At 72.1% G+C, this 21,428-nt stretch carries 20 protein-coding genes and 2 tRNA genes; 15 read left to right on the top strand and 7 right to left on the bottom strand.

Going from position 1 to position 21,428, the window contains the following annotated elements; all coding sequences use genetic code 11:
- Nucleotide 1: 1 nt before the first annotated feature.
- On the top strand, nucleotides 2-475 hold the full coding sequence (locus ASF82_RS09080; RefSeq protein WP_056056469.1) for a thioesterase family protein: 474 nt from the start codon (nucleotides 2-4) through the stop codon (nucleotides 473-475).
- A 43-nt stretch (nucleotides 476-518) separates the two neighbouring features.
- On the opposite strand, the gene ASF82_RS09075 is transcribed toward ASF82_RS09080, so the two are convergent.
- On the bottom strand, nucleotides 519-1,409 hold the full coding sequence (locus tag ASF82_RS09075) for an acyl-CoA thioesterase II (RefSeq protein ID WP_056056468.1): 891 nt from the start codon (nucleotides 1,407-1,409) through the stop codon (nucleotides 519-521).
- 21 nt (nucleotides 1,410-1,430) lie between these two features.
- On the opposite strand from ASF82_RS09075, the gene ASF82_RS09070 reads away from it, so the two are divergent.
- Complete coding sequence (locus tag ASF82_RS09070) at nucleotides 1,431-2,102, top strand: hypothetical protein (RefSeq protein ID WP_056056467.1); 672 nt, start codon at nucleotides 1,431-1,433, stop codon at nucleotides 2,100-2,102.
- An 82-nt stretch (nucleotides 2,103-2,184) separates the two neighbouring features.
- On the opposite strand, the gene ASF82_RS09065 is transcribed toward ASF82_RS09070, so the two are convergent.
- The 3 genes from ASF82_RS09065 to pepN all read right to left on the bottom strand — a co-directional run bounded on the left by ASF82_RS09065 (nucleotide 2,185) and on the right by pepN (nucleotide 6,380).
- Nucleotides 2,185-2,712, bottom strand: coding sequence for a globin (locus tag ASF82_RS09065; protein ID WP_082514515.1), 528 nt, complete (start codon nucleotides 2,710-2,712; stop codon nucleotides 2,185-2,187).
- Nucleotides 2,709-3,722, bottom strand: coding sequence for a mechanosensitive ion channel family protein (locus ASF82_RS09060; RefSeq protein ID WP_056056466.1), 1,014 nt, complete (start codon nucleotides 3,720-3,722; stop codon nucleotides 2,709-2,711). The genes ASF82_RS09065 and ASF82_RS09060 overlap by 4 nt, the downstream gene beginning before the upstream one ends.
- Nucleotides 3,723-3,839: 117 nt before the next feature.
- On the bottom strand, nucleotides 3,840-6,380 hold the full coding sequence (gene pepN / locus ASF82_RS09055; protein ID WP_056056465.1) for an aminopeptidase N: 2,541 nt from the start codon (nucleotides 6,378-6,380) through the stop codon (nucleotides 3,840-3,842).
- A 134-nt stretch (nucleotides 6,381-6,514) separates the two neighbouring features.
- Between pepN and ASF82_RS09050 the strand changes: the two genes are divergently transcribed.
- Genes ASF82_RS09050 through ASF82_RS09030 form a run of 5 tightly spaced genes read left to right on the top strand, consistent with a single transcriptional unit; the run spans nucleotide 6,515 to nucleotide 10,759 of the window.
- Nucleotides 6,515-7,141 (top strand): DsbA family protein, encoded by a 627-nt coding sequence (locus tag ASF82_RS09050; protein WP_056056464.1) that lies wholly within the window; start codon nucleotides 6,515-6,517, stop codon nucleotides 7,139-7,141.
- A gap of 21 nt (nucleotides 7,142-7,162) precedes the next feature.
- Nucleotides 7,163-7,648 carry a ribose-5-phosphate isomerase gene (locus ASF82_RS09045; protein WP_056056463.1) on the top strand — a complete coding sequence of 162 codons (486 nt, stop codon included), beginning with the start codon at nucleotides 7,163-7,165 and terminating at the stop codon, nucleotides 7,646-7,648.
- Between the two features lie 9 nt (nucleotides 7,649-7,657).
- Nucleotides 7,658-8,632 carry an Fpg/Nei family DNA glycosylase gene (locus ASF82_RS09040; RefSeq protein WP_056056462.1) on the top strand — a complete coding sequence of 325 codons (975 nt, stop codon included), beginning with the start codon at nucleotides 7,658-7,660 and terminating at the stop codon, nucleotides 8,630-8,632.
- 13 nt (nucleotides 8,633-8,645) lie between these two features.
- The gene (locus ASF82_RS09035; RefSeq protein ID WP_056056461.1) at nucleotides 8,646-9,263 is read left to right on the top strand and encodes an FMN-binding negative transcriptional regulator; all 618 of its coding nucleotides are present in this window, start codon (nucleotides 8,646-8,648) and stop codon (nucleotides 9,261-9,263) included.
- Nucleotides 9,260-10,759, top strand: coding sequence for an amidohydrolase (locus tag ASF82_RS09030; RefSeq protein ID WP_056056460.1), 1,500 nt, complete (start codon nucleotides 9,260-9,262; stop codon nucleotides 10,757-10,759). The genes ASF82_RS09035 and ASF82_RS09030 overlap by 4 nt, the downstream gene beginning before the upstream one ends.
- Nucleotides 10,760-10,831: 72 nt before the next feature.
- Here ASF82_RS09030 and ASF82_RS09025 read toward each other — a convergent pair whose 3' ends face one another.
- Nucleotides 10,832-11,320 carry a Dps family protein gene (locus ASF82_RS09025; protein ID WP_056056459.1) on the bottom strand — a complete coding sequence of 163 codons (489 nt, stop codon included), beginning with the start codon at nucleotides 11,318-11,320 and terminating at the stop codon, nucleotides 10,832-10,834.
- 217 nt (nucleotides 11,321-11,537) lie between these two features.
- Between ASF82_RS09025 and ASF82_RS09020 the strand changes: the two genes are divergently transcribed.
- Together ASF82_RS09020 and ASF82_RS09015 are read left to right on the top strand one after the other, a co-directional pair.
- The gene (locus ASF82_RS09020) at nucleotides 11,538-13,130 is read left to right on the top strand and encodes a sensor histidine kinase (RefSeq protein ID WP_056056458.1); all 1,593 of its coding nucleotides are present in this window, start codon (nucleotides 11,538-11,540) and stop codon (nucleotides 13,128-13,130) included.
- Nucleotides 13,131-13,139: 9 nt separating this feature from the next.
- A complete protein-coding gene (locus tag ASF82_RS09015; protein WP_056056457.1) occupies nucleotides 13,140-13,805 on the top strand; it encodes a response regulator transcription factor in 666 nt (221 codons plus the stop codon).
- A 40-nt stretch (nucleotides 13,806-13,845) separates the two neighbouring features.
- On the opposite strand, the gene ASF82_RS09010 is transcribed toward ASF82_RS09015, so the two are convergent.
- Entirely contained in the window at nucleotides 13,846-14,634 is a 789-nt protein-coding gene (locus ASF82_RS09010) for an SGNH/GDSL hydrolase family protein (RefSeq protein ID WP_056056456.1), read from the bottom strand.
- A gap of 46 nt (nucleotides 14,635-14,680) precedes the next feature.
- Between ASF82_RS09010 and ASF82_RS09005 the strand changes: the two genes are divergently transcribed.
- Nucleotides 14,681-16,579 carry an acyltransferase gene (locus ASF82_RS09005; RefSeq protein ID WP_162240271.1) on the top strand — a complete coding sequence of 633 codons (1,899 nt, stop codon included), beginning with the start codon at nucleotides 14,681-14,683 and terminating at the stop codon, nucleotides 16,577-16,579.
- A gap of 194 nt (nucleotides 16,580-16,773) precedes the next feature.
- Here the strand turns inward: ASF82_RS09005 and ASF82_RS09000 are convergent.
- Nucleotides 16,774-16,844 (bottom strand) — tRNA-Gly (locus ASF82_RS09000).
- A 151-nt stretch (nucleotides 16,845-16,995) separates the two neighbouring features.
- On the opposite strand from ASF82_RS09000, the gene ASF82_RS08995 reads away from it, so the two are divergent.
- The 5 genes from ASF82_RS08995 to clpX all read left to right on the top strand — a co-directional run bounded on the left by ASF82_RS08995 (nucleotide 16,996) and on the right by clpX (nucleotide 21,394).
- Nucleotides 16,996-17,068: transfer RNA gene (locus ASF82_RS08995), tRNA-Pro, on the top strand.
- Nucleotides 17,069-17,132: 64 nt separating this feature from the next.
- Nucleotides 17,133-18,455: a trigger factor gene (gene tig / locus ASF82_RS08990; RefSeq protein WP_056056454.1), complete on the top strand. Its 1,323-nt coding sequence runs from the start codon at nucleotides 17,133-17,135 to the stop codon at nucleotides 18,453-18,455.
- A gap of 160 nt (nucleotides 18,456-18,615) precedes the next feature.
- Nucleotides 18,616-19,203, top strand: a complete 588-nt coding sequence (locus ASF82_RS08985; protein ID WP_056056453.1) for an ATP-dependent Clp protease proteolytic subunit — start codon at nucleotides 18,616-18,618, stop codon at nucleotides 19,201-19,203.
- A 37-nt stretch (nucleotides 19,204-19,240) separates the two neighbouring features.
- Nucleotides 19,241-19,903, top strand: coding sequence for an ATP-dependent Clp protease proteolytic subunit (locus tag ASF82_RS08980; protein ID WP_056056452.1), 663 nt, complete (start codon nucleotides 19,241-19,243; stop codon nucleotides 19,901-19,903).
- Between the two features lie 210 nt (nucleotides 19,904-20,113).
- Complete coding sequence (gene clpX, locus ASF82_RS08975) at nucleotides 20,114-21,394, top strand: ATP-dependent Clp protease ATP-binding subunit ClpX (protein WP_056056451.1); 1,281 nt, start codon at nucleotides 20,114-20,116, stop codon at nucleotides 21,392-21,394.
- Nucleotides 21,395-21,428 lie beyond the last annotated feature (34 nt).

The raw sequence follows: 21,428 nt of genomic DNA, 5'->3' as shown, positions 1-21,428 counted from the left end.
GATGACCCGCCTGCACGTGCCGACCCGGGTCCGCTGGAGCGACCTCGACGGGTACCGGCACGTGAACAACGCGTCGATGCTGCGCCTCCTGGAGGAGGCGCGCATCGACGCGTTCTGGTCTCCCGACGGCACCATCGACGAGCTGTCGAGCGCCGCCGTGCTCGACGGCCGTCCCGACGCGGCGACGATGACGCTCATCGCCCGTCAGGAGCTCGAGTACCTCGTGCCGATCCCGTACCTGCGGGCGCCGCTCGACGTCCAGCTCTGGGTCGGCCGTCTCGGGGGCGCCAGCCTCGAGGTCTGCTACGAGGTCTGGTCGCCCGTCGGCGTCGAGCCTGCGCAGCTCTTCACTCGGGCGGCCACCACCATCGTGCTCGTCGACTCGGCGACGAACCGGCCGAGGCGCATCTCCGACGTCGAGCGTGAGGCCTGGTCGCCGTACCTGGAGGAGCCCCTGAGCTTCCGGCGACGCTGATCACCGGCGGGCGCTGAGCCCTGGGTCGTTCCTGACCCCGAGGTCACGCCTCCGGCGCCACCTGACGGCGCGGCACCCGGACCATGCCCTCCTGGGCCACGCTCGCGACGAGCCGCCCGGCACGGTCGTAGATGCGACCCAGGGCGAGCCCCCGGCCGCCGATCGCGTTCGGCGACTCCTGCACGTACAGCAGCCACTCGTCGATGCGCGCCTCGCGGTGCCACCACATCGCGTGGTCGAGGCTCGCGGCCTTGAGGCCCGGAGTGACCATGGCGACGCCGTGGCGCCGGTAGATGGACTCGAGGATGGAGTAATCGCTCGCATAGAGCAGGGCCGCGCGGTGCAGGTCGGCGTCGTCGGGCATCGGCGCCGTGGCGCGCAGCCACACGGCCTGGTGCGCCACCCGGGCGCCGTCGACGCGGAAGTACACCGGCGAGGGCACGTGCCGCATGTCGAACGGGCGGTCGTTCGCCCAGGCCTGGGCGATGGGGTGGTCGACGACGGAGAGCAGCTCGGAGTCGCTGGGCACGTCGTCGGGGCCCGGCAGCCCCTCCGGCATGTCGACCTGGTGGTCGAGACCGTCGTCGGGGGTCTGGAACGACGCGATCATCGACAGGATGGGCACGCCGTCCTGGCTCGCCTGGGTGCGCCGGGTCGCGAACGACCGACCGTCGTGGATGCGGTCGACCGAGAACGTGATGGGGACGGTGAGGTCGCCCGGGCGGAGGAAGTACGCGTGCAGCGAGTGCACGGGGCGCTCCGGCCCGATGGTGCGCTGGGCCGCGACGAGCGACTGGGCCATGACCTGACCGCCGAAGACCCGGCCCAGGGGCTCGGGCTGCGACGTGCCCGTGAAGACGTCCTGGCCGTCGACCGAGCCGGCCGGCGCGAGGTCGAGGGTCGAGAGGAGGCTCTGCAGGGGAGAGGCGGTCATCCGATGTAGTTTAGGGGGCCGATGAGCCGTACATTCACCCTCCCAGACTCCCTGTCCCTGAGCGACCTCGCGACCTTCCTGGGGCGTGCCGCCCGCGTCGAGGACGGCTCGGTCCGGCTGATCGCCGGCGACGGCGTGCTCGCCGTGTACGTCGCGGTCTTCTACCCCTCGGGGCTGCTCGACCAGAGCCCGACCGTGCTGGGGCTGCGCACCTTCCAGCTCGTCGACCGGCCGAGCTTCGACGCCGTGGTGCCGGTGCGGTCGCTGACCGAGCGCCTCGTGCGACTCCAGAACGACGTCGTCGACCCCACGGCCGCGGTGACGGCGACGCTCCCCGTCGAGGTGAACACGGTGACCTGGGCTGCCATCTCACCGCCGCGCGGCGGCTGGAGCCGGCTGGCGCCCGCCGACGAGACGCAGCTGCGCGAGACCGCGACGGCCGGCATCGACGAGGTCGCGACGGCCCTCGGGTCGGAGACGGGCGAGCAGATCGTCACCCGCGTGCGCTCGGAGGTGTGGTCGCGCCCCGTCCCCGGCGCGGAGCACCTCCCCGCCGCGGCCGCGTTCGCCGCGCTCAGCCTGGGGTTCCTCGGCGACGACGAGCCCGTCTCCGTGCTCGAGACCGGCCCGTGGACCCGCGTCACGACGAGCCGGGGCCACGTGCTCGTCAAGCGCCGCGGCGGCCTGCTCTAGCCGCACCCTCACCCGCAGCCGCGGGCAGAGCACGGCATCGGCGCCGGGGCCGGCGCAGGTCCGGTCGGCCCGACGCCGGTCGTCAGCGGTCGCCGGGCGCCGGCATCGCGTTCACCATGGCGTGGGCGGCCCGGTCGAGGTACGCCCACAGGGTCGCGTCGTGGAGGGGCGAGAGCTGGAGCTCGTCGACCGCGGCGCGCATGTGGTGCAGCCACCGGTCACGCGCCTCCGGCGTGATCGTGAACGGCATGTGCCGCATCCGCAGCCGGGGATGGCCGCGCTCGTCGCTGTACGTCGTCGGGCCGCCCCAGTACTGCTCGAGGAAGCCGGTGAGGCGCTGGATCGCGCCCTCGAGGTCGTGCTCCGGGTACATCGGCCAGAGCAGCTCGTCGGTGCGGACGCCCTCGTAGAAGTGGCGCACGAGCCGCTCGAAGGTGGCCCTGCCGCCGATCTGCTCCCAGAAGACGCCCTGCGCGGCGTCGTCGCCGAGCCCCCGGCGCAGCGTGACCGGTTGTGCCGAGTCGGCGGGCTGAGCCGGGCCGCCGGCCCCCGGCGCCGCACCGTCACCGTCACCGGCAGGGCGCGGCGTGAGGGGGATGCCGCCGCTCATCGCCGACGCCCCCGGGGAGTCGGCTGGTGCGGCGTCGGGACGGTGTGCGGCGGCTTGGAGCCCTGCACCGAGGAGGCGCTGTCGAAGCCGGTCAGGACGACGCTCGTCAGCGACGGCAGCGTGATGCCCATGGCGTCGGTGGCCCTCTTGAGCCGTGCCCGCAGCTCGCGGTCGACGGTGTCACGGTCGGCCGAGCGCGTCTTCACGACGACCCGGATGACCACGTGCTCGTCGGAGATCGACTGGATGCCCCACACCTCGGGCACGTCGATCACCGAGCGCTTCCACTTCGGGGTCGCCGCGAGCTCGTTCGCGCTCGCGAGCATGGCGTCCTGCACGGCGTCGACGTCGGCGTCGTAGGGGACGGCGAGGTCGATGACGACGCGGCTCCACCCCTGCGACATGTTGCCCACCCGCAGGATCTCGCCGTTGCGGACGAACCAGAGCACGCCGTTCACGTCGCGCACCTGGGTGACGCGGATGCCCACGGCCTCGACCACGCCGACGGCCGGGCCGACGTCGACGACGTCGCCGACGCCGAGCTGGTCCTCCGCGACCATGAAGATGCCGTTGAGCAGGTCCTTCACGATGTTCTGGGCGCCGAACGCGAGACCGGCGCCGACGACGCTGGCCGCGCCGACGATCGCCACGACGTCGAAGTCGAGCTCTCCGAGCACGAGCACGAGGGCGACCGCCGAGATGACGACGGTCACGACGTTGTTCAGCACGCTGCCGAGCGTGCGCGTGCGCTGCACCACCCGCACCGCCGCGAGGGGCGAGGCGACGAGCGCCTGCGTGTCGTCGACGTTCTGCTTCCGCTTGATGCCCGAGACGACCTGGTCGACCACCCGTCGGATCGCGAAGTGCAGCACGATCCGCAGCAGCACGGCGATCAGCAGGATGGCGGCGATGCGGATCGGCACGCCCCACATCGCCCAGAAGGCGTCCCAGTCGAAGTCGACGGGGGCGTCGGGGGCGGTGGCTGCGGCGAGGAGGAGAGTCTGCATCATCGCCGACGATCTAAGCACGCCCGTCCGACGTCGGCCGTGTGCGGCCTGGACGGACGAACGGCGGACCCTGTGAGCAGGGTCCGCCGTCCGACGGGTGGCCGCGAGCGGCCGGCGCGGCTAGGAGGCGTCGGCCGCCTGGGCGCGCAGGGCACGCTCGACGCCGGAGACGCTCTCGCTCACGATGCGACGCAGGGCCGGCACGCCCGGGTTCGCCTCGAGCCAGGCACGGCTGCTGTCGACCAGCGCCTGATCGGCCAGGGGCGACGGGTACAGCCCCGAGACCAGCGTGTCGGCGATGTGGTAGCTCCGCGACTCCCAGATCGTCGTCAGCGCGGCGAAGTACGGCTCGACGAGCGGCTGCAGGATCGCGGGGTCGTTCGTGTGGACGAAGCCCTGGGCGGTCGCGCGCACGATGGCGTTCGGCTGCTCCGAGCTCTCGACGATCGACCGGAAGGCGGCCAGCTTGCCCTCGGTGGTGGGGATGGTCGCCCGGGCACGGGCCGCTGCCTGCGCACCGTTGGCCGTGTTGTCGGCCTCGAGCGCGGCGTCGATCTCGGCCGTGCCCGCGGCGCCGACGAGCACGAGGCCCTCGAGCAGCTCCCAGCGGAGGTCCGTGTCGACGGTCAGGCCGTCGAGCGCCACGGAGCCGTCCGTCAGGCCCTGCAGCGTCGCCGCGTGCTCGGGGGTCGACGCGATGCCGGCGAACGCCTTGACGAACTGGAACTGCGCGTCCGAGCCGGCCTCGGCCCGCTGCGCCAGCGCCCAGAGGCCGTCGCCGACCTCCGTGACGGTGGAGGCGCGGGTCGAGGGGTCGACGTACGCGCGGGCCGTCTGCGCCAGCTGCGCGAGCGTCGTGCGGATGGTCGTCGACTCGGTCTCGGTCGCGATGTTGTCGAGCACCAGGCGCACGTAGTCGCGCGGCGCGGTCTCGGCGTCGCGCGTGGCGTCCCAGACGGAGCCCCAGACGAGGGCGCGGGCCAGGGGGTCGCTGATCTTCGCGAGGTGCTCCAGGGCCGTGGCCAGCGAGGCCTCGTCGAGGCGGATCTTGGCGTAGGCCAGGTCGTCGTCGTTCACGAGCACCAGCGCGCCGCGGTGCTGGCCGACGAGCTCGGGGACCTCGGTGCGGGTCCCGTCGACGTCGATCTCGACCCGGTGCCGACGCACGAGGGCGCCGCCGTCGAGGTCGTAGAGGCCGATCGCCAGACGGTGCGGGCGGATCGTCGGGTAGTCGGCGGGCGCCTCCTGCAGGACGGCGAACGCCGTGACGACGCCGTCGGCGTCCGTCTCGATCTCGGGGCGGAGGGTGTTGACGCCCGCCGTCTCGAGCCACTTCTCGCTCCAGCTCGTGAGCTCGCGGCCCGAGGTCGCCTCGAGCTCGACGAGCAGGTCGCTCAGCTCGGTGTTCGAGTGGTGGTGCTTCTGGAAGTACGCGGCGACGCCGGCGTAGAACGCGTCGATGCCGACCCAGGCGACGAGCTGCTTCAGCACCGAGCCGCCCTTGGCGTAGGTGATGCCGTCGAAGTTGACCTGGACGTCCTCGAGGTCGTTGATGGTCGCGACGACGGGGTGGGTGGACGGGAGCTGGTCCTGGCGGTAGGCCCAGCTCTTCTCCATCGCCTGGAAGGTGGTCCAGGCCTCGGTCCACTCGGTGGCCTCGGCCGTCGAGATCGTGGAGGCCCACTCGGCGAACGACTCGTTCAGCCAGAGGTCGTTCCACCACTTCATCGTGACGAGGTCGCCGAACCACATGTGGGCGAGCTCGTGCAGGATCGTGACGACCCGGCGCTCCTTGATCGCGTCGGTCACCTTGCTGCGGAAGACGTAGGTCTCGACGAACGTCACGGCGCCCGCGTTCTCCATCGCGCCGGCGTTGAACTCCGGCACGAAGAGCTGGTCGTACTTCTCGAACGGGTAGGCGTACCGGAACTTCTCCTCGTAGTAGGCGAAGCCCTGGCGCGTCTTCTCGAAGATGTAGTCCGCGTCGAGGTGCTCGGTGAGCGACCGGCGCGTGAAGATGCCGAGCGGGATGGTCCGGCCGTCGGAGCTGGTGAGCTCGCTGCGCACGACGTCGTAGGGGCCCGCGATGACGGCGGTGATGTAGCTCGAGAGCACCGGGGTGGGGGAGAAGGTCCAGGTCGCGACGTCGCCGTCGACGGCGGGCTCGGGGGTCGGCTGGTTGCTCACGACCTCCCAGCGGGCCGGCGCGGTGACGGTGAACTGGAACGTCGCCTTGAGGTCGGGCTGCTCGAACACCGCGAAGACGCGGCGGCTGTCGGGCACCTCGAACTGCGAGTACAGGTAGACCTCGCCGTCGACGGGGTCGACGAAGCGGTGCAGGCCCTCGCCCGTGTTCGTGTACTCGGCGTCGGCGACGACGACGAGCTCGTTCTCGGCCGCGAGGTCGGCGAGCTGGATCCGCACGCCGTCGTTCACCGCGGCCACGTCGAGCGCCGCGCCGTTGAGCGTGACCGAGTGGACGGTGCGCGTCAGCGCGTCGATGAAGGTCGAGGCACCGGGCGTCGCGGTGAAGCGCACGGTCGTCGAGCTGCCGAAGACCTCGGCACCCCGCGTGAGGTCGAGCTCGATCTCGTACGACTGAACGTCGACGACGCTCCTGCGCTCCTGCGCCTCGACTCGGGTCAGGTTCTCTCCGGGCACGCTTGCTCCATCCGTCTTCAGGTGTCCATGGCGGACTCGTGGTCCGCCGACGAGCCTAGACCTGGGGCCCGCGGCCCGGCGGGCGCCGCCGGCCCCCGGAGGTGCGCCCTCCGGCACAGGTGTTGACTGGGTGCATGACCGACACCGTCGCCCCTGCCCCCCACACCACCGTCGACTTCTGGTTCGACCCCTCCTGCCCCTGGGCCTGGATGACGAGCCGCTGGGTCGACGAGGTCGCCGCGCACCGCGACCTGGACGTCACCTTCCACGTCATGAGCCTCGCGGTGCTGAACGAGGACGCCGATGTGAGCGACGAGTACCGCTCGATGTTCGCCCGGATGCTCCGCTACACGCGCCTCGTGACGGCGGCCGGCGAGCTCCACGGCCAGCAGGTGGTCAAGCCCCTCTACGACGCGCTCGGCACGCGCATCCACCCGGGCGGCGAGACCGACGCCGACGTCGTCATCCCCGCGGCGCTCGCCGAGGTGGGCCTCCCCGCCGACCTCGCCCGGCACGCCGACACCGACGAGTTCGACGAGCAGATGCGCGCCAGCCACTTCGACGGCATCGGCCGCGTCGGGCAGGACGTCGGCACGCCCGTCATCGCGGTGAACGGCACGGCGTTCTTCGGCCCGGTCATCTCGCCCGCCCCGAAGGGCGAGGTCGCGCTGACCCTGTGGGACGGCGTCGTCGCGGCGGCCTCGTACCCCGGCTTCTTCGAGATCAAGCGGACCCGCACCGTCGGTCCGATCTTCGACTGACGCCGTCCTAGGATCGAGGGCATGCGCATCCACGTCGCGACCGATCACGCCGGTCTCGAGTTCAGCACCACGGTCATCGAGCACCTGAGCCGGGCCGGCCACGACGTCACCGACCACGGGCCGACGAGCTACGAGCCCCTCGACGACTACCCCTCCTTCTGCATCGCCGCGGCCCGCGCCGTCGTTCGCGACCAGCGGGCGGGGCACGAGGCCCTCGGCGTCGTCTTCGGCGGGTCGGGCAACGGCGAGCAGATCGCCGCGAACAAGGTCGAGGGGGTCCGGGCCGCGCTGGTCTGGAACGACTCCACGGCGAAGCTGGCGCGTCAGCACAACGACGCCAACGTCATCGCCATCGGTGCGCGCCAGCACACCGAGGAGGAGGCCCTGGCCTTCATCGACGCCTTCGTGGCCGAGCCGTTCACGCACGACGAGCGCCACGTCCGCCGCATCGCGCAGCTCGCGGAGTACGAGACGACCGGGGCCATCGCCGGCCACCCGGTCGACTAGGGGCGACGCGTGCCCGAGGGCCACTCCGTCCACCGCATCGCCAACCAGTTCGCCCAGACCTTCGTCGGCCACCGCGTCGCGGTGAGCTCGCCCCAGGGCCGCTTCACCGCCGGTGCGGAGAAGCTCGACGGCGCGACCATGGTCGACGCGAAGGCGGTCGGCAAGCAGATGTTCCTCGAGTTCGACAACGGGCTCTGGCTGCACGTGCACCTCGGGCTCTACGGTGCCTGGGACTTCGCGGGCGACATCGCGACCGGCGCCTCCATGGCGGAGTCGCGCACGAGGCGTTCCGCCACCCGCAAGGCCGAGAACGCCCCCGACGACGACGGCGAGCACTCGATGGCGAGCATCGGGGCGCCGCGCCGCAGCCGCGTGCGCATGGCCGAGCAGGAGAAGGCGGAGGACGACATCGAGTCGTTCCCGCCCGAGCCCGTCGGCCAGGTGCGGGTGCGCCTGCTGAGCGAGACGGCGGTCGGCGACCTGCGAGGCCCGACCAAGTGCGAGGTCCTCGACGACGCGGGCGTCGACGCCGCCGTCGCGAAGCTCGGCCCCGACCCGTTGGTCGACTCCCCGAAGAAGGGCAGCGACCGGTTCGTCACGACGGTGCGGAAGAAGCGCACGCCGATCGGCCTGCTGCTGATGGACCAGAGCGTCGTGAGCGGCATCGGCAACATCTACCGGGCCGAGCTGCTCTTCCGCGCCCGTCTCGACCCGCACACCCCCGGCAACCAGGTGCCCGAGGACGTCCTCAAGGCGCTCTACAAGGACTGGACGAAGCTGCTGAAGAGCGGTGTCGAGCTGGGCCAGATGATGACGATGGACGGCCTGACGAAGGCGCAGCACGCGAAGGCGCTGCGCAGCCGGGCCGACCGCCACTGGGTCTACCACCGCGAGGGCCTGCCCTGCCGGGTCTGCGGCACGAACGTCGTGATGGAGATGGCCGCGGGGCGGAAGCTCTACTGGTGCCCGGTCGACCAGGTCTGACAGGCTCGGTCGCATGAGGCACACCCCGCACTTCGTGCTGTCCGACGTCGCCGAGGTCGCCCGCCTCGTGCGCGAGAACCCCTGGGCCACGATCGTCGCCCACACGCAGGAGGGCCTGGTCGCGTCGCACTACCCGGTCGTGCTGGAAGAGACCGACGACGGTTCGCTGTCGCTGGTCAGCCACGTCGGTCGCCCCGACGAGCGCAGCCTCGAGCTGGGCCAGGGCGAGGTGATGATCATCGTCCAGGGCCCGCACGGCTACGTCTCGCCCGGCTGGTACCCGGCGGAGCAGATCATCCCGACCTGGAACCACGTCACCGCCCATCTGTGGGCCACCCCTGAGATCCTCTCCGACGAGGAGAACTTCCGGGTGCTCGGCGAGCTCGTCGACCACTTCGAGCGCGTGATGCCCGAGCCGAGCTCCCTGCAGCTCGACGAGGAGGGCGCTCGGCGCGTGGCCCGCGGCACCGTGGGCATCCGCCTGCGCGTGACCCGGTTCGACGCCCGCCTGAAGCTCAGCCAGAACAAGCCGCCCGAGGTCGTCGACCGCATCGTCGCCGAGCTCGAGCACGGCGAGCACTACGCGCAGCCGGCGCTCGCGGCCGAGATGCGCCGGGTGCACCCCCGATGAGCCCAGAGCCCGAGGAGGCGCGGGCCGTCCTCCTGACGAACGCCCGCCTCGTCGGCACCGACGGCTCCGCTCCCGTCGACGCCCTCCTCGACGGCGGGGTCGTCGTCGAGCTCGCGCCCCGGGGCGAGCTCGCGTCGCCCGTCGGCGCCGAGGTCGTCGACCTCGAGGGCCGGTGGCTCGGCCCCGGCCTCTGGGACTCCCACGCGCACCTCGACCAGTGGGCGCTCGTGCGCCGCCGCCTCGACGTCGGCGGGGCGGCCAGCGCGGCGGAGGCCGCGGCCCTCGTCGGGGCGCGCCTCCGCGAGGCGCCGCCTGCGCCCGGGGAGCCCCTCGTCGGCTACGGCTTCCGCGACGCGCTCTGGCCCGACCAGCCGCACCGGGCGCTCCTCGACGCCGTCAGCGGCGACGTGCCGGTCGTGCTGGTCAGCGCCGACCTGCACGCGGCGTGGCTCGACAGCGCGGCGCTGGCCGCGCACGGGCGAGCCGGCCACGAGACGGGCCTGCTGCGCGAGCAGGACGCCTTCGCCGTCTCGACCGCCGTCAGCGCGGTCAGCGACGCCGTCCTCGACGGCTGGGTGGGCGACGCCGTCGCCGCCGCCGCCGCGCGGGGCGTGGTCGGCGTCGTCGACCTCGAGATGTCGTTCTCGCTCGACCGCTGGGCCCGTCGCGTCCGGGGCGGCGTCGACCAGCTGCGGGTGCGCTGCGGCGTCTACCCCCACGACCTCGAGGCGGCCGTCGAGCGGGGGCTCCGCACGGGCGACGTGGTGCCGGGCACCCGCGGGCTCGTCTCGGTGGGGCCGGCGAAGATCATCACCGACGGGTCGCTCAACACGCGCACCGCGTGGTGCCACGACCCGTACCCGGGGCTGAGCGGTCCGGGCGCTACCGGGGTCGCGAGCTACGACCAGGGCGACCTCGTCGCGTGGATGCGCCGCGCCTCCTCGGCGGGCCTCGTGCCGGCCGTGCACGCGATCGGCGACCGGGCGAACGAGCGGGCCCTCGACGCGTTCGAGGCCGTGGGCTGCCGCGGCAGCGTCGAGCACGCGCAGCTGCTGGACGCGTCCGACGTCGCGCGGTTCGCCGGCCTCGGCGTCGTCGCCAGCGTGCAGCCCGAGCACGCGATGGACGACCGCGACGTCGCGGACGCCCTCTGGGTCGGCCGCACCGATCGTGCCTTCGCGCTGGCGTCGCTCGTCGCGGCCGGCGTCGAGCTGCGCCTCGGGTCGGACGCCCCGGTGGCTCCGCTCGACCCGTGGGTGACGATGGCGGCCGCCGTCTCGCGGTCGCGCGACGGCCGTGCCGCCTGGCACCCCGAGCAGCGGATCGGGGCACGGGCCGCGCTGCTCGCCTCGGTCGACGGGGAGGGGCTCGTCCGTGCGGGCCGTGTCGCCGACCTCGTCGTCACGGAGGCCGACCCGCTCGCGGCCGACGACCTCCGCGGGTTCCCGGTCGCCGCGACCCTCGTCGGCGGCCGGTTCACGCACCGCACGCCCTGACGACGGAGGCCGCCGCCCCGGTGGGGGCGGCGGCCTCTCGTCAGGCAGGTGCCGGGGTCAGCCGACGTCGGCTCAGCCGGCGACGTGCGCCGCGAGGAACCAGCGGTCCTTCTCGAGGCCGCGCGAGATCTCGATCGCGACGTCCTGGCTGGAGGCGTCGAGCTCGCCGAGCTCGTCGATGGCGGTGCGGACGCCGACCAGGGCGGCGTCGATCTGGGCGACCAGCTCGGCGATCGTGCGGTCGATCTGGTTGAAGCCGGGCGACGTCGTGGGGATCGAGGTCTTCGCGGCGACGGTCTCGATGCGCGCGTCGACGGGGAGGCCGAGGGCGACGACGCGCTCGGCGGCCAGGTCGGCCCACTCGCGGGCGTGGTCGACGACGACGTCGATCAGCTCGTGCACGGCGACGAAGGCGATGCCCCGGACGTGCCAGTGCGCCTGCTTGCCGTTGACGGAGAGGGCGGTCAGGTCGGTGACGATCGGGCTGAGGAACTGGGCGACGCCGGCGGCGACGTCCGGGTCGACGGAGCCCTGGGGAACGGTGATGCGGAGATCGGTCATGACGAGTCCTTTCCTAGACGATGGGTGCAACGCTATTCGGCTGAGGGGATTCCGCAAGCAAGCTGAGGCTGCACTTCGTGAGGGTCGCCTGCCCTCACCGGCGCCGACCTGCGTCCCGTCTGAGCCGCTCGTCCGGGTCGCAGCGGGGGATAACCCCACCGGGCGTCCGGGCGCTGGCACCATGGGGAGCGAGGCCCGGACCCGCGAGGCTCGTCCCATGACCCAGGAGCGCCCCATCACCGTCCAGAACCCCTACCTGTCACCGCCCGCCCGCCCGGGCGGCTACCGTCGCCGCTGGCGCGAGCTGCCCCGCGAGCTCGGCTACGTGGCCCTCTCGGCGGTGCTGGTCGTGATCGTGTCGCTGGGCGCCGCGCTGTTCTTCCACGTGCTGAGCGGCTCCAGCGACTCGCTCGTCACCCTCCTCTTCCTCGCCGTGGTCGTCTTCGGCGCCCTCTGGCTGGCCCGCTGGTTCGGCACGTTCGAGGTGCTCCGGCTGCGCTGGGCGAGCGACCGCCCGATCCGCCCCGTGGACTGGACCCCGAACACGGCCTGGGGCCGGTCGAGCTCGCGCTTCGTCCGCGCCGTGTCGGTCTTCGCGAACCCGCACTACTGGCTCTACCTCCTCTACGCCCTCATCGTGTTCCCGACCGTCGCGGGCGTGACGACGTTCGTGCTCGCCCTGCTGCTCGGCGGCCCCCTCCTGCTCGTGCTCGGCATCGTGCTGTTCTTCGGCGCCGTCACCCCGTTCCCGCTCGGCGACTGGCCGTCGGCGATCGGCGCCGGCGGCGCCGCCGCCCTGGTGATCGTGGCCCTCGCCGTCTTCGCCGGCGTGGTGCTCGTCTACCCGTACGTGGTGCACGCCGCGGTCGTGGTGCACCAGGCGATCGCCGCCGCCGTGCTCGGCGGGTTCCGCTCCGAGCAGCTCGAGGTCGAGCTGGCCGACCGCGAGATCTCGCGCACCGCGGCGCTCTCCGCCGAGGGCACGGCGCTCCGTCGCCTCGAGCGCGACATCCACGACGGGCCGCAGCAGCGGCTGGTGCGCCTCCAGATGGACCTCGCCGCCGCCGCCCGCGCCGTCGACGTCGACCCGGAGAAGAGCAAGGCCCTGATCGAGGAGGCGCGGGTGCAGTCCCGCGAGGCCCTCGAGGAGCTGCGCGCCCTCTCCCGCGGGTTCGCCCCGCCGCTGCTGCTCGACCGAGGCCTCGTCGCCGCGCTCGAGTCGCTCGTCGACCGCGCCGTCATCTCGACGACGCTGGTGAACCGGGTGCCCGCCCACGTGGTGGTGCCCGCCGACATCGAGCGCAACGCCTACTTCATCGCGTCGGAGCTCGTGACGAACATCGGCAAGCACTCGGAGGCCAGCTCGGCCGACCTCGCGCTCCGCACCCGCACCGCCCCCGACGGCGTCGGCACCCTGCTCGAGCTCGTCGTCACCGACGACGGCCGCGGCGGCGCGGGCCTCCGCGACGGGCACGGCCTCGCCGGGGTCCAGGAGCGCCTCGTGGGGCTCGGCGGCTTCCTCGACATCTCCAGCCCGCAGGGCGGCCCGACCATCGTGACCGTGAGCATCCCGCTGGTGACCGACCTCGGCAGCTCGGTCGCGCCTCCCTCGGCGGATTCCCCGACGACGGCGGAACCGACGCCGACCGCGGCGACGCCGGGCACGTCGCCCACCCTGCCGCTGCCCCCGTACGCCGCCGTGACCGAGCCGCTGCCCGACGTGTCGCCGACGGCCGTCACCGAGCCGCTGCCCCGCGGTGCGGGCCGTGGTCGAGGGCGAGGCGCGACGGGCGGGTCGACGGCTCCCTAGACTGCCGGGATGACCGACGGCCCCCTCGACCCCGCCCTCCGCGTCGCGGTCGCCGACGACTCCGTGCTGCTGCGCGAGGGCCTGGTGCGGCTGCTCGACGAGCTGGGGGTGGCGGTCGTGGGGGCCTTCGGCGACGCGGACTCGCTGCTCGCCGACCTCGACGCCGTCGCCCCGGACGTCGCCGTGCTCGACGTCCGCATGCCGCCGACCCACACCGACGAGGGGGTGCGGGCGGCGATCGAGATCCGTCGCCGGCGCCCGCAGACCTGCATCCTGCTGCTCTCGCAGTACGTCGAGGTCGCCTACGCCCGCGACCTCCTCGAGTCGGGCTCGGGCGGCGTCGGCTACCTGCTGAAGGACCGCATCGCGTCGATCGACGAGTTCCGCGACGCCCTCGAGCGCGTCGCCGCCGGCGGTACCGTGCTCGACCCGCAGGTCGTCTCGCAGCTGCTCGGGCGCCGCAGCGACCCGCTCTCGGCCCTCACGCCCCGCGAGCGCGAGGTGCTGACCCTCATGGCCGAGGGCCGCACGAACGCGGCGATCGCCGCACAGCTCGTGATCGGCACGGGCGCCGTCGAGAAGAACGTCACGTCGATCTTCCAGAAGCTCCTGCTGGAGGACAGCGGGACGGACCACCGCCGCGTGCTGGCGGTGCTGGCCTACCTGCAGCACTAGGGGCGGGCGGGGCGCGACCCGCACCGCGCCTCCCCGGGGGTCAGCTGCCGCCGTCGACGCTCCCCGGCGCGACGCCGTCGGGCGTGCCCTCGACGGGCCCCTCGTCGGCCCGGAGCACCTCGGGGGCGGCGCCGACGTCGAGGATGGTCTCGCGGAGCGACCGGCCGAGCCGCTCGTAGCCGGCCGTGGTCGGGTGGATGCCGTCGACGCTGGCCCCGGGCACCCAGGCCTCGCCCGAGCGCACGGTGCGCCACGGGTCGACGAAGACGTGGTCGGTCGTCGCGACCCAGCGCTCGAGGTCGCGCTCGTAGCGGGCTGCGGCCGAGGGGTCGCGGTCGTACGGGGGGATGGCGGCCACGACGACCTCGCGCGCGCCGACGGTGTCGATGATCGACTCGTACGACGCCCGGGCCGCCGAGAACGCGACTCCCGTGCGCACGTCGTTCGTGCCCGACATCAGCACGAGGACGTCGACGTCGGCGACGGGCTGCACGGCGGCGGCCTGCTGCTCGACCGTGCTGCCGCCCCGCGCCCAGCCGCCGACGTACTCGACGCCGTCGCCCTGCGCGTACGTCATCCACGTGTCGGCGTCGAGCCCGTCGCTGAGCAGGCGACCGCCGCCGGCCGTGAGCGAGTCGCCCACGATCGCGACCCGGACGCCGTGGCCGTCGCCCGCCGCGACGGGCACGGGCGTGCTGGCCGCGCCCGGCGCGGCCGCGGATACCCGAGCGGGGGAGGCGGTGGTCACGGCCCCCGCGGAGCAGCCGGTCGTCAGCAGGGCCAGCGCCGCGCCCACGAGCGCGACGCGGGCGGGGGTCGCGCGGTCCATGGGTCGATCGTGCCGCATCGCGGCGGCCCCCACGTACGCCGCAGGGATGACTCTCCGGATCGTGGTCATCACGGCCGTCATGAGACATATTAGACTGTCCGGTCTGTGGGCCCGGTCGGGCTCCTCGACGAACGGAGAGCCCGCCATGGTCCCCTTCCGCTACCGTGCCGAGCTCGACGGGCTCCGGGCCGTCGCGATCCTCACGACGATGTGGTCGCACGCGGGGTTCCGGGGGCTGAGCGGCTCGGGCATCGACTTCTTCTTCGTGATCAGCGGCTACCTCGCCACGAGCATCGCGCTGCGCGACCGCGACCTCGGGCGCTTCGGGGTCGGTCGCTACCTCGTCCGCCGGGCCCGCCGCATCCTCCCCGCCCTCGTCGTCGTCATGCTGGCGACCCTCCCCGTGGCCGTGCTCGTGATGCTGCCCGACGAGCTCGAGAACTACGGGCAGTCGCTCGTGGCGACGCTGGCCTCGGGCAACAACGTGCTGCTCTGGCTGACCTCCGGCTACTGGGACCTCGCCTCCGACTTCAAGCCCTTCCTGCACACCTGGAGCCTCGGCGTCGAGGAGCAGTTCTACCTGCTCTTCCCCCTCGTGCTCGTCGTCGCTCCGCGGGTGCCCGCCCGGGTGCGGACGATCGCGCTGGTCGCGGCGACGCTCGCCAGCCTCGCCCTGGCCCTGCACCAGGGGCTCGTCGACGTCGACTCGGCCTACTACCTCCTGCCCGCGCGGGCGTGGGAGATCCTCGTCGGCTGTCTGCTCGCGGTGGGTGCTCGTCGGGGGTGGCGCTGGCTCGTCGCCGTGTCCGACGGCCGGGCGCGCTGGCTCGCGCTGCTCGGCCTGGGTCTCGTCGTGGCCTCGCTGGTCGGCGCCCCGGCCGAGGAGGGGTTCCGCCTGCCGGTCGTGGCGGCGGCCGTGGCGGGCGTGGCGCTCGTCATCGCGTTCGCGCGCTCCGGGTCGCCGGTGACGCGCCTCCTCTCGGCCCGGCCGCTCGTCGCGGTGGGGGTCGTCACCTTCAGCGTCTACCTGTGGCACCAGCCCCTCTTCGTGTTCGCCCGCGTGCTGACGCCCGAGGCCCCGCCGGCCTGGCTCTTCGTCGTGCTCATGGCCGTCGCGCTGGGCGTGGGCTGGCTGTCGTGGCGGTTCGTGGAGGAGCCCTTCCGCCGCCCCGCGCGGATGTCGCTCCGCCGGTTCGTGCCGGTGGTGGGCGGGGGAGTCGCGGTGGTCGTCGTCGCCGGAGCCGTGCTCGCCGGGTCGGGCGGCCTGCCCGCACGGCTCGGCGAGGACCCGGCCGAGGCCTCGATCGACTACAACCGGCGGATCAGCGAGACGGGCCGCGAGCCCTTCGACCGGCCCGGCGCGACGAACGTGCTCGTGGTGGGCGACAGCTGGTCGCGCGACCTGGCGAACAGCGTGCTCGAGACGTACCCGCGGGCCGACCTCGAGCTGCGGCACCTGCACGGCCCGTCCTTCGACGCGGGGGTCTGCTTCCTCGCCGCGAACCCCGAGCTCGAGGGGTCGGCGCTCTGGGCGGGCGCCGACGTGGTGCTGGTGTCGATCGGCGACGAGTACGAGCCCTGCCTGCGAGGCGAGCTCGCGAGCATGACGGCGGAGGGCAAGGCGGTCTTCTACGGCGGGCCGAAGAACTTCGGCGACAACCTCAACTGGGTGGTGCAGCGCCGCGGCGACGACCGTGCGGGCCTGACGAACCGGCTGCCGGGGTGGGTGGCCGAGCGCGAGGCGAGCTCGTCGGCCCTCGTGCCGGCCGAGCACTACGTGTCGTGGAGCCCCCTGTGGCGGGACGGGCACACGCCGATCACGGACGACGCGGGCGCCCTGCTGTCACCCGACCGCGTCCACTTCACCCGCGCCGGCGCGACCCTCTTCGGCGACGCCCTCCGCGCCTCCCCCCTCGACGCCTACTTCGCCCCCCTCGACCACTGACCGAGGGCCCGCAGGGTCGCGCGAACGCGACCTGCACCGGAGGCGCCGACCGAGCACGACATCCACGTCGCCGTAGGCGACGGACGCCGGAGGCGTCGAACGAGCACCGCGACGGACGAGGCAGAACAACGCCCGGAGGAGGATTCATTCACGTCGCCGAAGGCGACGGACGCCGGAGGCGTCGAACCCATACGAGGGGATGACGGGAATCGAACCCGCGCCATCAGTTTGGAAGACTGAGGCTCTACCATTGAGCTACATCCCCGGAGCGGCCGTGCCGCAGCGGTGGCACCAACTATAAACCATGGGCTCGGCCCGCTCAGTCACGGGCGGCCGTGGGTCGGCTAGACTCACCGAGGCCTGTTCCCACCCGACCTCAACGGGGTGACCGGGGGCGGGCCGAGTCAGGTGATGCACGGGGCGTAGCGTAGTGGCTAGCGCGTCCGTTTTGGGGGCGGAAGATCGCAGGTTCGAGTCCTGTCGCCCCGACAGTCGTCTACCCCCGCTGTCTCGGTCGTGAGTTCAGCGCCACCAACACAGGAGAAGCCCTACATTGGTCCAGACCACGGTTGAGAAGCTCAGCCCCACGCGCGTCAAGCTCAACATCGTCGTCACCCCCGACGAGCTGAAGCCCAGCGTCACGCACGCCTACGGTCACATCGCCGAGTCGATCAACATCCCCGGCTTCCGCAAGGGCAAGGTGCCGCCGCCCATCATCGACCAGCGCGTCGGTCGCGAAGAGGTCCTGAACCACGCGGTCAGCGAGAGCCTCGACAAGTTCTACCGCGAGGCCGTCGCCGAGACCGAGATCCGCGTCCTCGGCCGCCCCGAGGCGGACGTCGTGGCCTGGCCCGACGTCAAGGACTTCTCGGGCGACCTGACGATCGCCGTCGAGGTCGACGTGCGCCCCGACTTCGACCTGCCCGACTACGAGGGCCTCGAGCTCACGGTCGACAGCGTCGAGATCTCCGACGAGGAGGTCGACGAAGAGCTGTCGAACCTGCGCACGCGCTTCGGCACGCTCGTCACGGTCGACCGTCCCGCGACGACGGGCGACTTCGCCCAGATCGACCTCACCGCCACCATCGGCGACGACGAGGTCGACTCGGCCAAGGGCATCTCGTACGAGATCGGCTCCGGCGAGCTCATCGAGGGCATCGACGAGGCCCTCGAGTCGCTGACCGCCGGTGAGAGCACCACCTTCGAGTCGAAGCTGCTCGGCGGCGACCGCGAGGGCGAGACGGCTCAGATCGCCGTCACCGTCACCGCCGTCAAGGAGCGCGAGCTGCCCGAGGCCGACGACGACTTCGCGCAGATCGCCAGCCAGTTCGACACCATCGACGAGCTCAAGGGCGACCTCAAGGAGCAGCTGGCCAAGTCGAAGACCTTCGGTCAGGGCGCCCAGGCGCGTGACCAGGTCGTCGAGAAGCTGCTCGAGGCCGTCGAGATCCCCGTCCCGGAGAAGCTCGTCGAGGACGAGGTGCACCGTCACCTCGAGCAGGAGAACCGCCTCGAGGACGAGGAGCACCGTGCCGAGGTGAAGGAGAGCAGCGAGAAGGCCTTCCGCAACCAGATCCTCCTCGACGCGATCGCCGAGAAGGAAGAGGTCAAGGTCGAGCAGGACGAGCTCACCCAGTACCTGATCCAGGGCGCCGCGCAGTACGGCATGGAGCCCGGCGAGTTCATCAAGGTGCTCGACCAGAACGGCCAGATCCCGGCCATGGTCGGCGAGGTCGCCCGCAGCAAGGCCCTGGCGGTCGTGCTGTCGAAGGCGAAGGTCGTCGACGGCGAGGGCGCCGAGGTCGACTTGTCCGCCTTCACCGCCACGGCGGGCGTCGGCGGCGACGACGACCACGAGGGTCACGACCACGCCTGATCGGGCGTGACGACCGGAGGGCCGGGTGCATCTGCACCCGGCCCTCCGTCGTCTCCGGGGCGCGGCCGGCAGTCAGTTATTGCCGTGGGCGAACAGCCCGGAAGTGCCGCGTTGCACCCGATAGGTTCAACAGCAAGCGACAACGAATGGGAGCTCCACCATGGCCGACGTGACACTGCCCAACAGTGTTTTTGACCGACTGCTCAAAGACCGCATCATCTGGCTCGGGTCCGAGGTGCGCGACGAGAACGCCAACGAGATCGCCGCGAAACTCCTCCTCCTCGCCGCTGAGGACAGCGAGAAGGACATCTACCTGTACATCAACTCGCCCGGCGGGTCGATCACGGCGGGCATGGCCATCTACGACGCGATGGAGTTCGTGCCGAACGACATCGTGACCGTCGGCATCGGCATGGCCGCCTCCATGGGCCAGCTGCTGCTCACCGCGGGCACCAAGGGCAAGCGCTACATCACGCCGAACGCCCGCGTCCTGCTGCACCAGCCCCACGGCGGCTTCGGCGGCACCAGCTCCGACATCCAGACCCAGGCCCAGCTCATCCTCTCGATGAAGCAGCGCCTGGCCGAGATCACGGCGGCGCAGACGGGCAAGACCGTCGAGCAGATCAACGAGGACGGCGACCGCGACCGCTGGTTCACCGCCGAGGAGGCCCTCGAGTACGGCTTCGTCGACCACATCCGCGGTTCGGCAACCGACGTCATCGGCGGCGCCGGCACCGACCAGGACTAGCCCCCACCCGATCATCAGCACAGAAAGAGAAGAACTCATGGAACTCCCGATGATGGGTGGCGCGGGTCGACTGCAGGCCCCCAGCTCCCGGTACATCCTGCCGAGCTTCGAGGAGCGCACGGCCTACGGCTACAAGCGCCAGGACCCGTACGCGAAGCTCTTCGAGGACCGCATCGTCTTCCTCGGCGTGCAGGTCGACGACGCCTCGGCCGACGACATCATGGCCCAGCTGCTCGTGCTCGAGAGCATGGACCCCGACCGCGACATCACTCTCTACATCAACTCGCCCGGTGGCTCGTTCACGGCCATGACGGCCATCTACGACACGATGCAGTACATCCGCCCCGAGATCCAGACGGTGTGCCTCGGCCAGGCGGCGTCCGCCGCGGCCGTGCTGCTCGCGGCCGGCCAGCCCGGCAAGCGCCTCGCCCTGCCCAACGCCCGCGTGCTGATCCACCAGCCCGCGACCGGCGGCAGCAGCGGCGGCCAGGCGTCCGACATCGAGATCCAGGCGAAGGAAGTGCTCCGCATGCGCACCTGGCTGGAGGAGACCCTCTCGAAGCACTCGAACAAGTCGCCGGAAGAGGTCAACCGCGACATCGAGCGCGACAACATCCTGGGTGCCGAGGAGGCGCTGGCCTACGGCCTCGTCGACCAGGTTCTCACCTCGCGCAAGAACCAGCCGGCGCTCACGCGCTGACCCCTGCACCGACCGGCCACCGCCGGTCAGGTGCGACGTCGGAGGACCCCGGGCACGCGCCCGGGGTCCTTCGTCGTCCTCCCCGGTGCGCCCGGCGCGGGTCGATCCGGCCCGGAGGGCGGTGCGGGTGCGGGAGTGTCGGACGATCGGGTTAGGCTCGGGGGACGACGGCCGACATGGGTCGACGACCAGCTGACAGGGAGGCCGGGCATGGCACGGATCGGTGAGAGCGCAGATCTGCTCAAGTGCTCCTTCTGCGGCAAGAGCCAGAAGCAGGTGCAGCAGCTCATCGCGGGCCCCGGGGTCTACATCTGCGACGAGTGCGTCGAGCTGTGCAACGAGATCATCGAGGAGCGCCTGGCCGAGGCCGGTGAAGAGCCCACGAGCGAGTTCGACCTGCCGAAGCCCCGCGAGATCTACTCGTTCCTGGAGGAGTACGTCATCGGGCAGGACGCCGCGAAGCGCGCCCTATCGGTGGCCGTCTACAACCACTACAAGCGCATCCGTGCCGCGTCGACGCTGACGGCGGCCGAGTCGCTCGCCGACGAGGTCGAGATCTCGAAGTCGAACATCCTGCTGATCGGCCCGACGGGCTGCGGCAAGACGTACCTCGCCCAGACCCTCGCCAAGCGCCTCAACGTCCCGTTCGCGGTGGCCGACGCGACGGCCCTGACCGAGGCGGGCTACGTCGGCGAGGACGTCGAGAACATCCTCCTCAAGCTCATCCAGGCGGCGGACTACGACGTCAAGCGCGCCGAGACCGGCATCATCTACATCGACGAGATCGACAAGATCGCCCGCAAGGCCGAGAACCCGTCGATCACCCGTGACGTGTCGGGCGAGGGCGTCCAGCAGGCCCTGCTGAAGATCCTCGAGGGCACCGTCGCGTCCGTCCCGCCGCAGGGCGGTCGCAAGCACCCGCACCAGGAGTTCATCCAGGTCGACACCACCAACGTCCTCTTCATCGTCGCCGGAGCGTTCGCTGGCCTGGAGGACATCATCAGCAACCGGGCCGGCAAGCGCGGCATCGGCTTCGGGGCTCCCCTCCACAGCAAGGAGGACGAGGCGGCCCTGTTCAGCGAGGTCCTCCCCGAAGACCTGCACAAGTTCGGCCTGATCCCCGAGTTCATCGGCCGCCTCCCGGTGGTGACGACGGTCACGCAGCTCGACCAGGCAGCCCTGATGCAGATCCTGACCGAGCCGAAGAACGCCCTCGTGCGCCAGTACCAGCGCATGTTCGAGATCGACGGCGTCGAGCTCGAGTTCGACAGCGCCGCCCTCGAGGCGATCGCCGACCTCGCCGTCCTCCGCCAGACGGGGGCCCGCGGGCTCCGGGCCATCCTGGAAGAGGTCCTCGGGCCGATCATGTTCGACGTGCCCTCCGACGACACGGTCGGCAAGGTCGTCGTCACTCGCGCCTCCGTCATGGAGAACGCGGCGCCGACCATCGTTCCGCGCCTCGTCGAGCAGCGCACGGAGAAGTCCGCCTAGCGCGCAGCCCTCGACGTCGACCGCCCTGCGGGCC

The organism is Frigoribacterium sp. Leaf164, from assembly GCF_001423665.1.
Classification (GTDB): Bacteria; Actinomycetota; Actinomycetes; order Actinomycetales; family Microbacteriaceae; genus Frigoribacterium; species Frigoribacterium endophyticum.
This window is presented reverse-complemented; position numbering and strand designations above follow the sequence as displayed.

What these genes read in the sequence shown, in the direction of transcription:
- ASF82_RS09080 (WP_056056469.1), top strand. Translation starts at nt 2, where the DNA reads ATGACCCGCCTGCACGTGCCGACCCGGGTCCGCTGGAGCGACCTCGAC.
- ASF82_RS09075 (WP_056056468.1), bottom strand. Translation starts at nt 1,409, where the DNA reads ATGACCGCCTCTCCCCTGCAGAGCCTCCTCTCGACCCTCGACCTCGCG.
- ASF82_RS09070 (WP_056056467.1), top strand. Translation starts at nt 1,431, where the DNA reads ATGAGCCGTACATTCACCCTCCCAGACTCCCTGTCCCTGAGCGACCTC.
- ASF82_RS09065 (WP_082514515.1), bottom strand. Translation starts at nt 2,712, where the DNA reads ATGAGCGGCGGCATCCCCCTCACGCCGCGCCCTGCCGGTGACGGTGAC.
- ASF82_RS09060 (WP_056056466.1), bottom strand. Translation starts at nt 3,722, where the DNA reads ATGATGCAGACTCTCCTCCTCGCCGCAGCCACCGCCCCCGACGCCCCC.
- ASF82_RS09050 (WP_056056464.1), top strand. Translation starts at nt 6,515, where the DNA reads ATGACCGACACCGTCGCCCCTGCCCCCCACACCACCGTCGACTTCTGG.
- ASF82_RS09045 (WP_056056463.1), top strand. Translation starts at nt 7,163, where the DNA reads ATGCGCATCCACGTCGCGACCGATCACGCCGGTCTCGAGTTCAGCACC.
- ASF82_RS09035 (WP_056056461.1), top strand. Translation starts at nt 8,646, where the DNA reads ATGAGGCACACCCCGCACTTCGTGCTGTCCGACGTCGCCGAGGTCGCC.
- ASF82_RS09030 (WP_056056460.1), top strand. Translation starts at nt 9,260, where the DNA reads ATGAGCCCAGAGCCCGAGGAGGCGCGGGCCGTCCTCCTGACGAACGCC.
- ASF82_RS09025 (WP_056056459.1), bottom strand. Translation starts at nt 11,320, where the DNA reads ATGACCGATCTCCGCATCACCGTTCCCCAGGGCTCCGTCGACCCGGAC.
- ASF82_RS09020 (WP_056056458.1), top strand. Translation starts at nt 11,538, where the DNA reads ATGACCCAGGAGCGCCCCATCACCGTCCAGAACCCCTACCTGTCACCG.
- ASF82_RS09015 (WP_056056457.1), top strand. Translation starts at nt 13,140, where the DNA reads ATGACCGACGGCCCCCTCGACCCCGCCCTCCGCGTCGCGGTCGCCGAC.
- ASF82_RS09010 (WP_056056456.1), bottom strand. Translation starts at nt 14,634, where the DNA reads ATGGACCGCGCGACCCCCGCCCGCGTCGCGCTCGTGGGCGCGGCGCTG.
- ASF82_RS09005 (WP_162240271.1), top strand. Translation starts at nt 14,681, where the DNA reads ATGACTCTCCGGATCGTGGTCATCACGGCCGTCATGAGACATATTAGA.
- ASF82_RS08985 (WP_056056453.1), top strand. Translation starts at nt 18,616, where the DNA reads ATGGCCGACGTGACACTGCCCAACAGTGTTTTTGACCGACTGCTCAAA.
- ASF82_RS08980 (WP_056056452.1), top strand. Translation starts at nt 19,241, where the DNA reads ATGGAACTCCCGATGATGGGTGGCGCGGGTCGACTGCAGGCCCCCAGC.
- clpX (WP_056056451.1), top strand. Translation starts at nt 20,114, where the DNA reads ATGGCACGGATCGGTGAGAGCGCAGATCTGCTCAAGTGCTCCTTCTGC.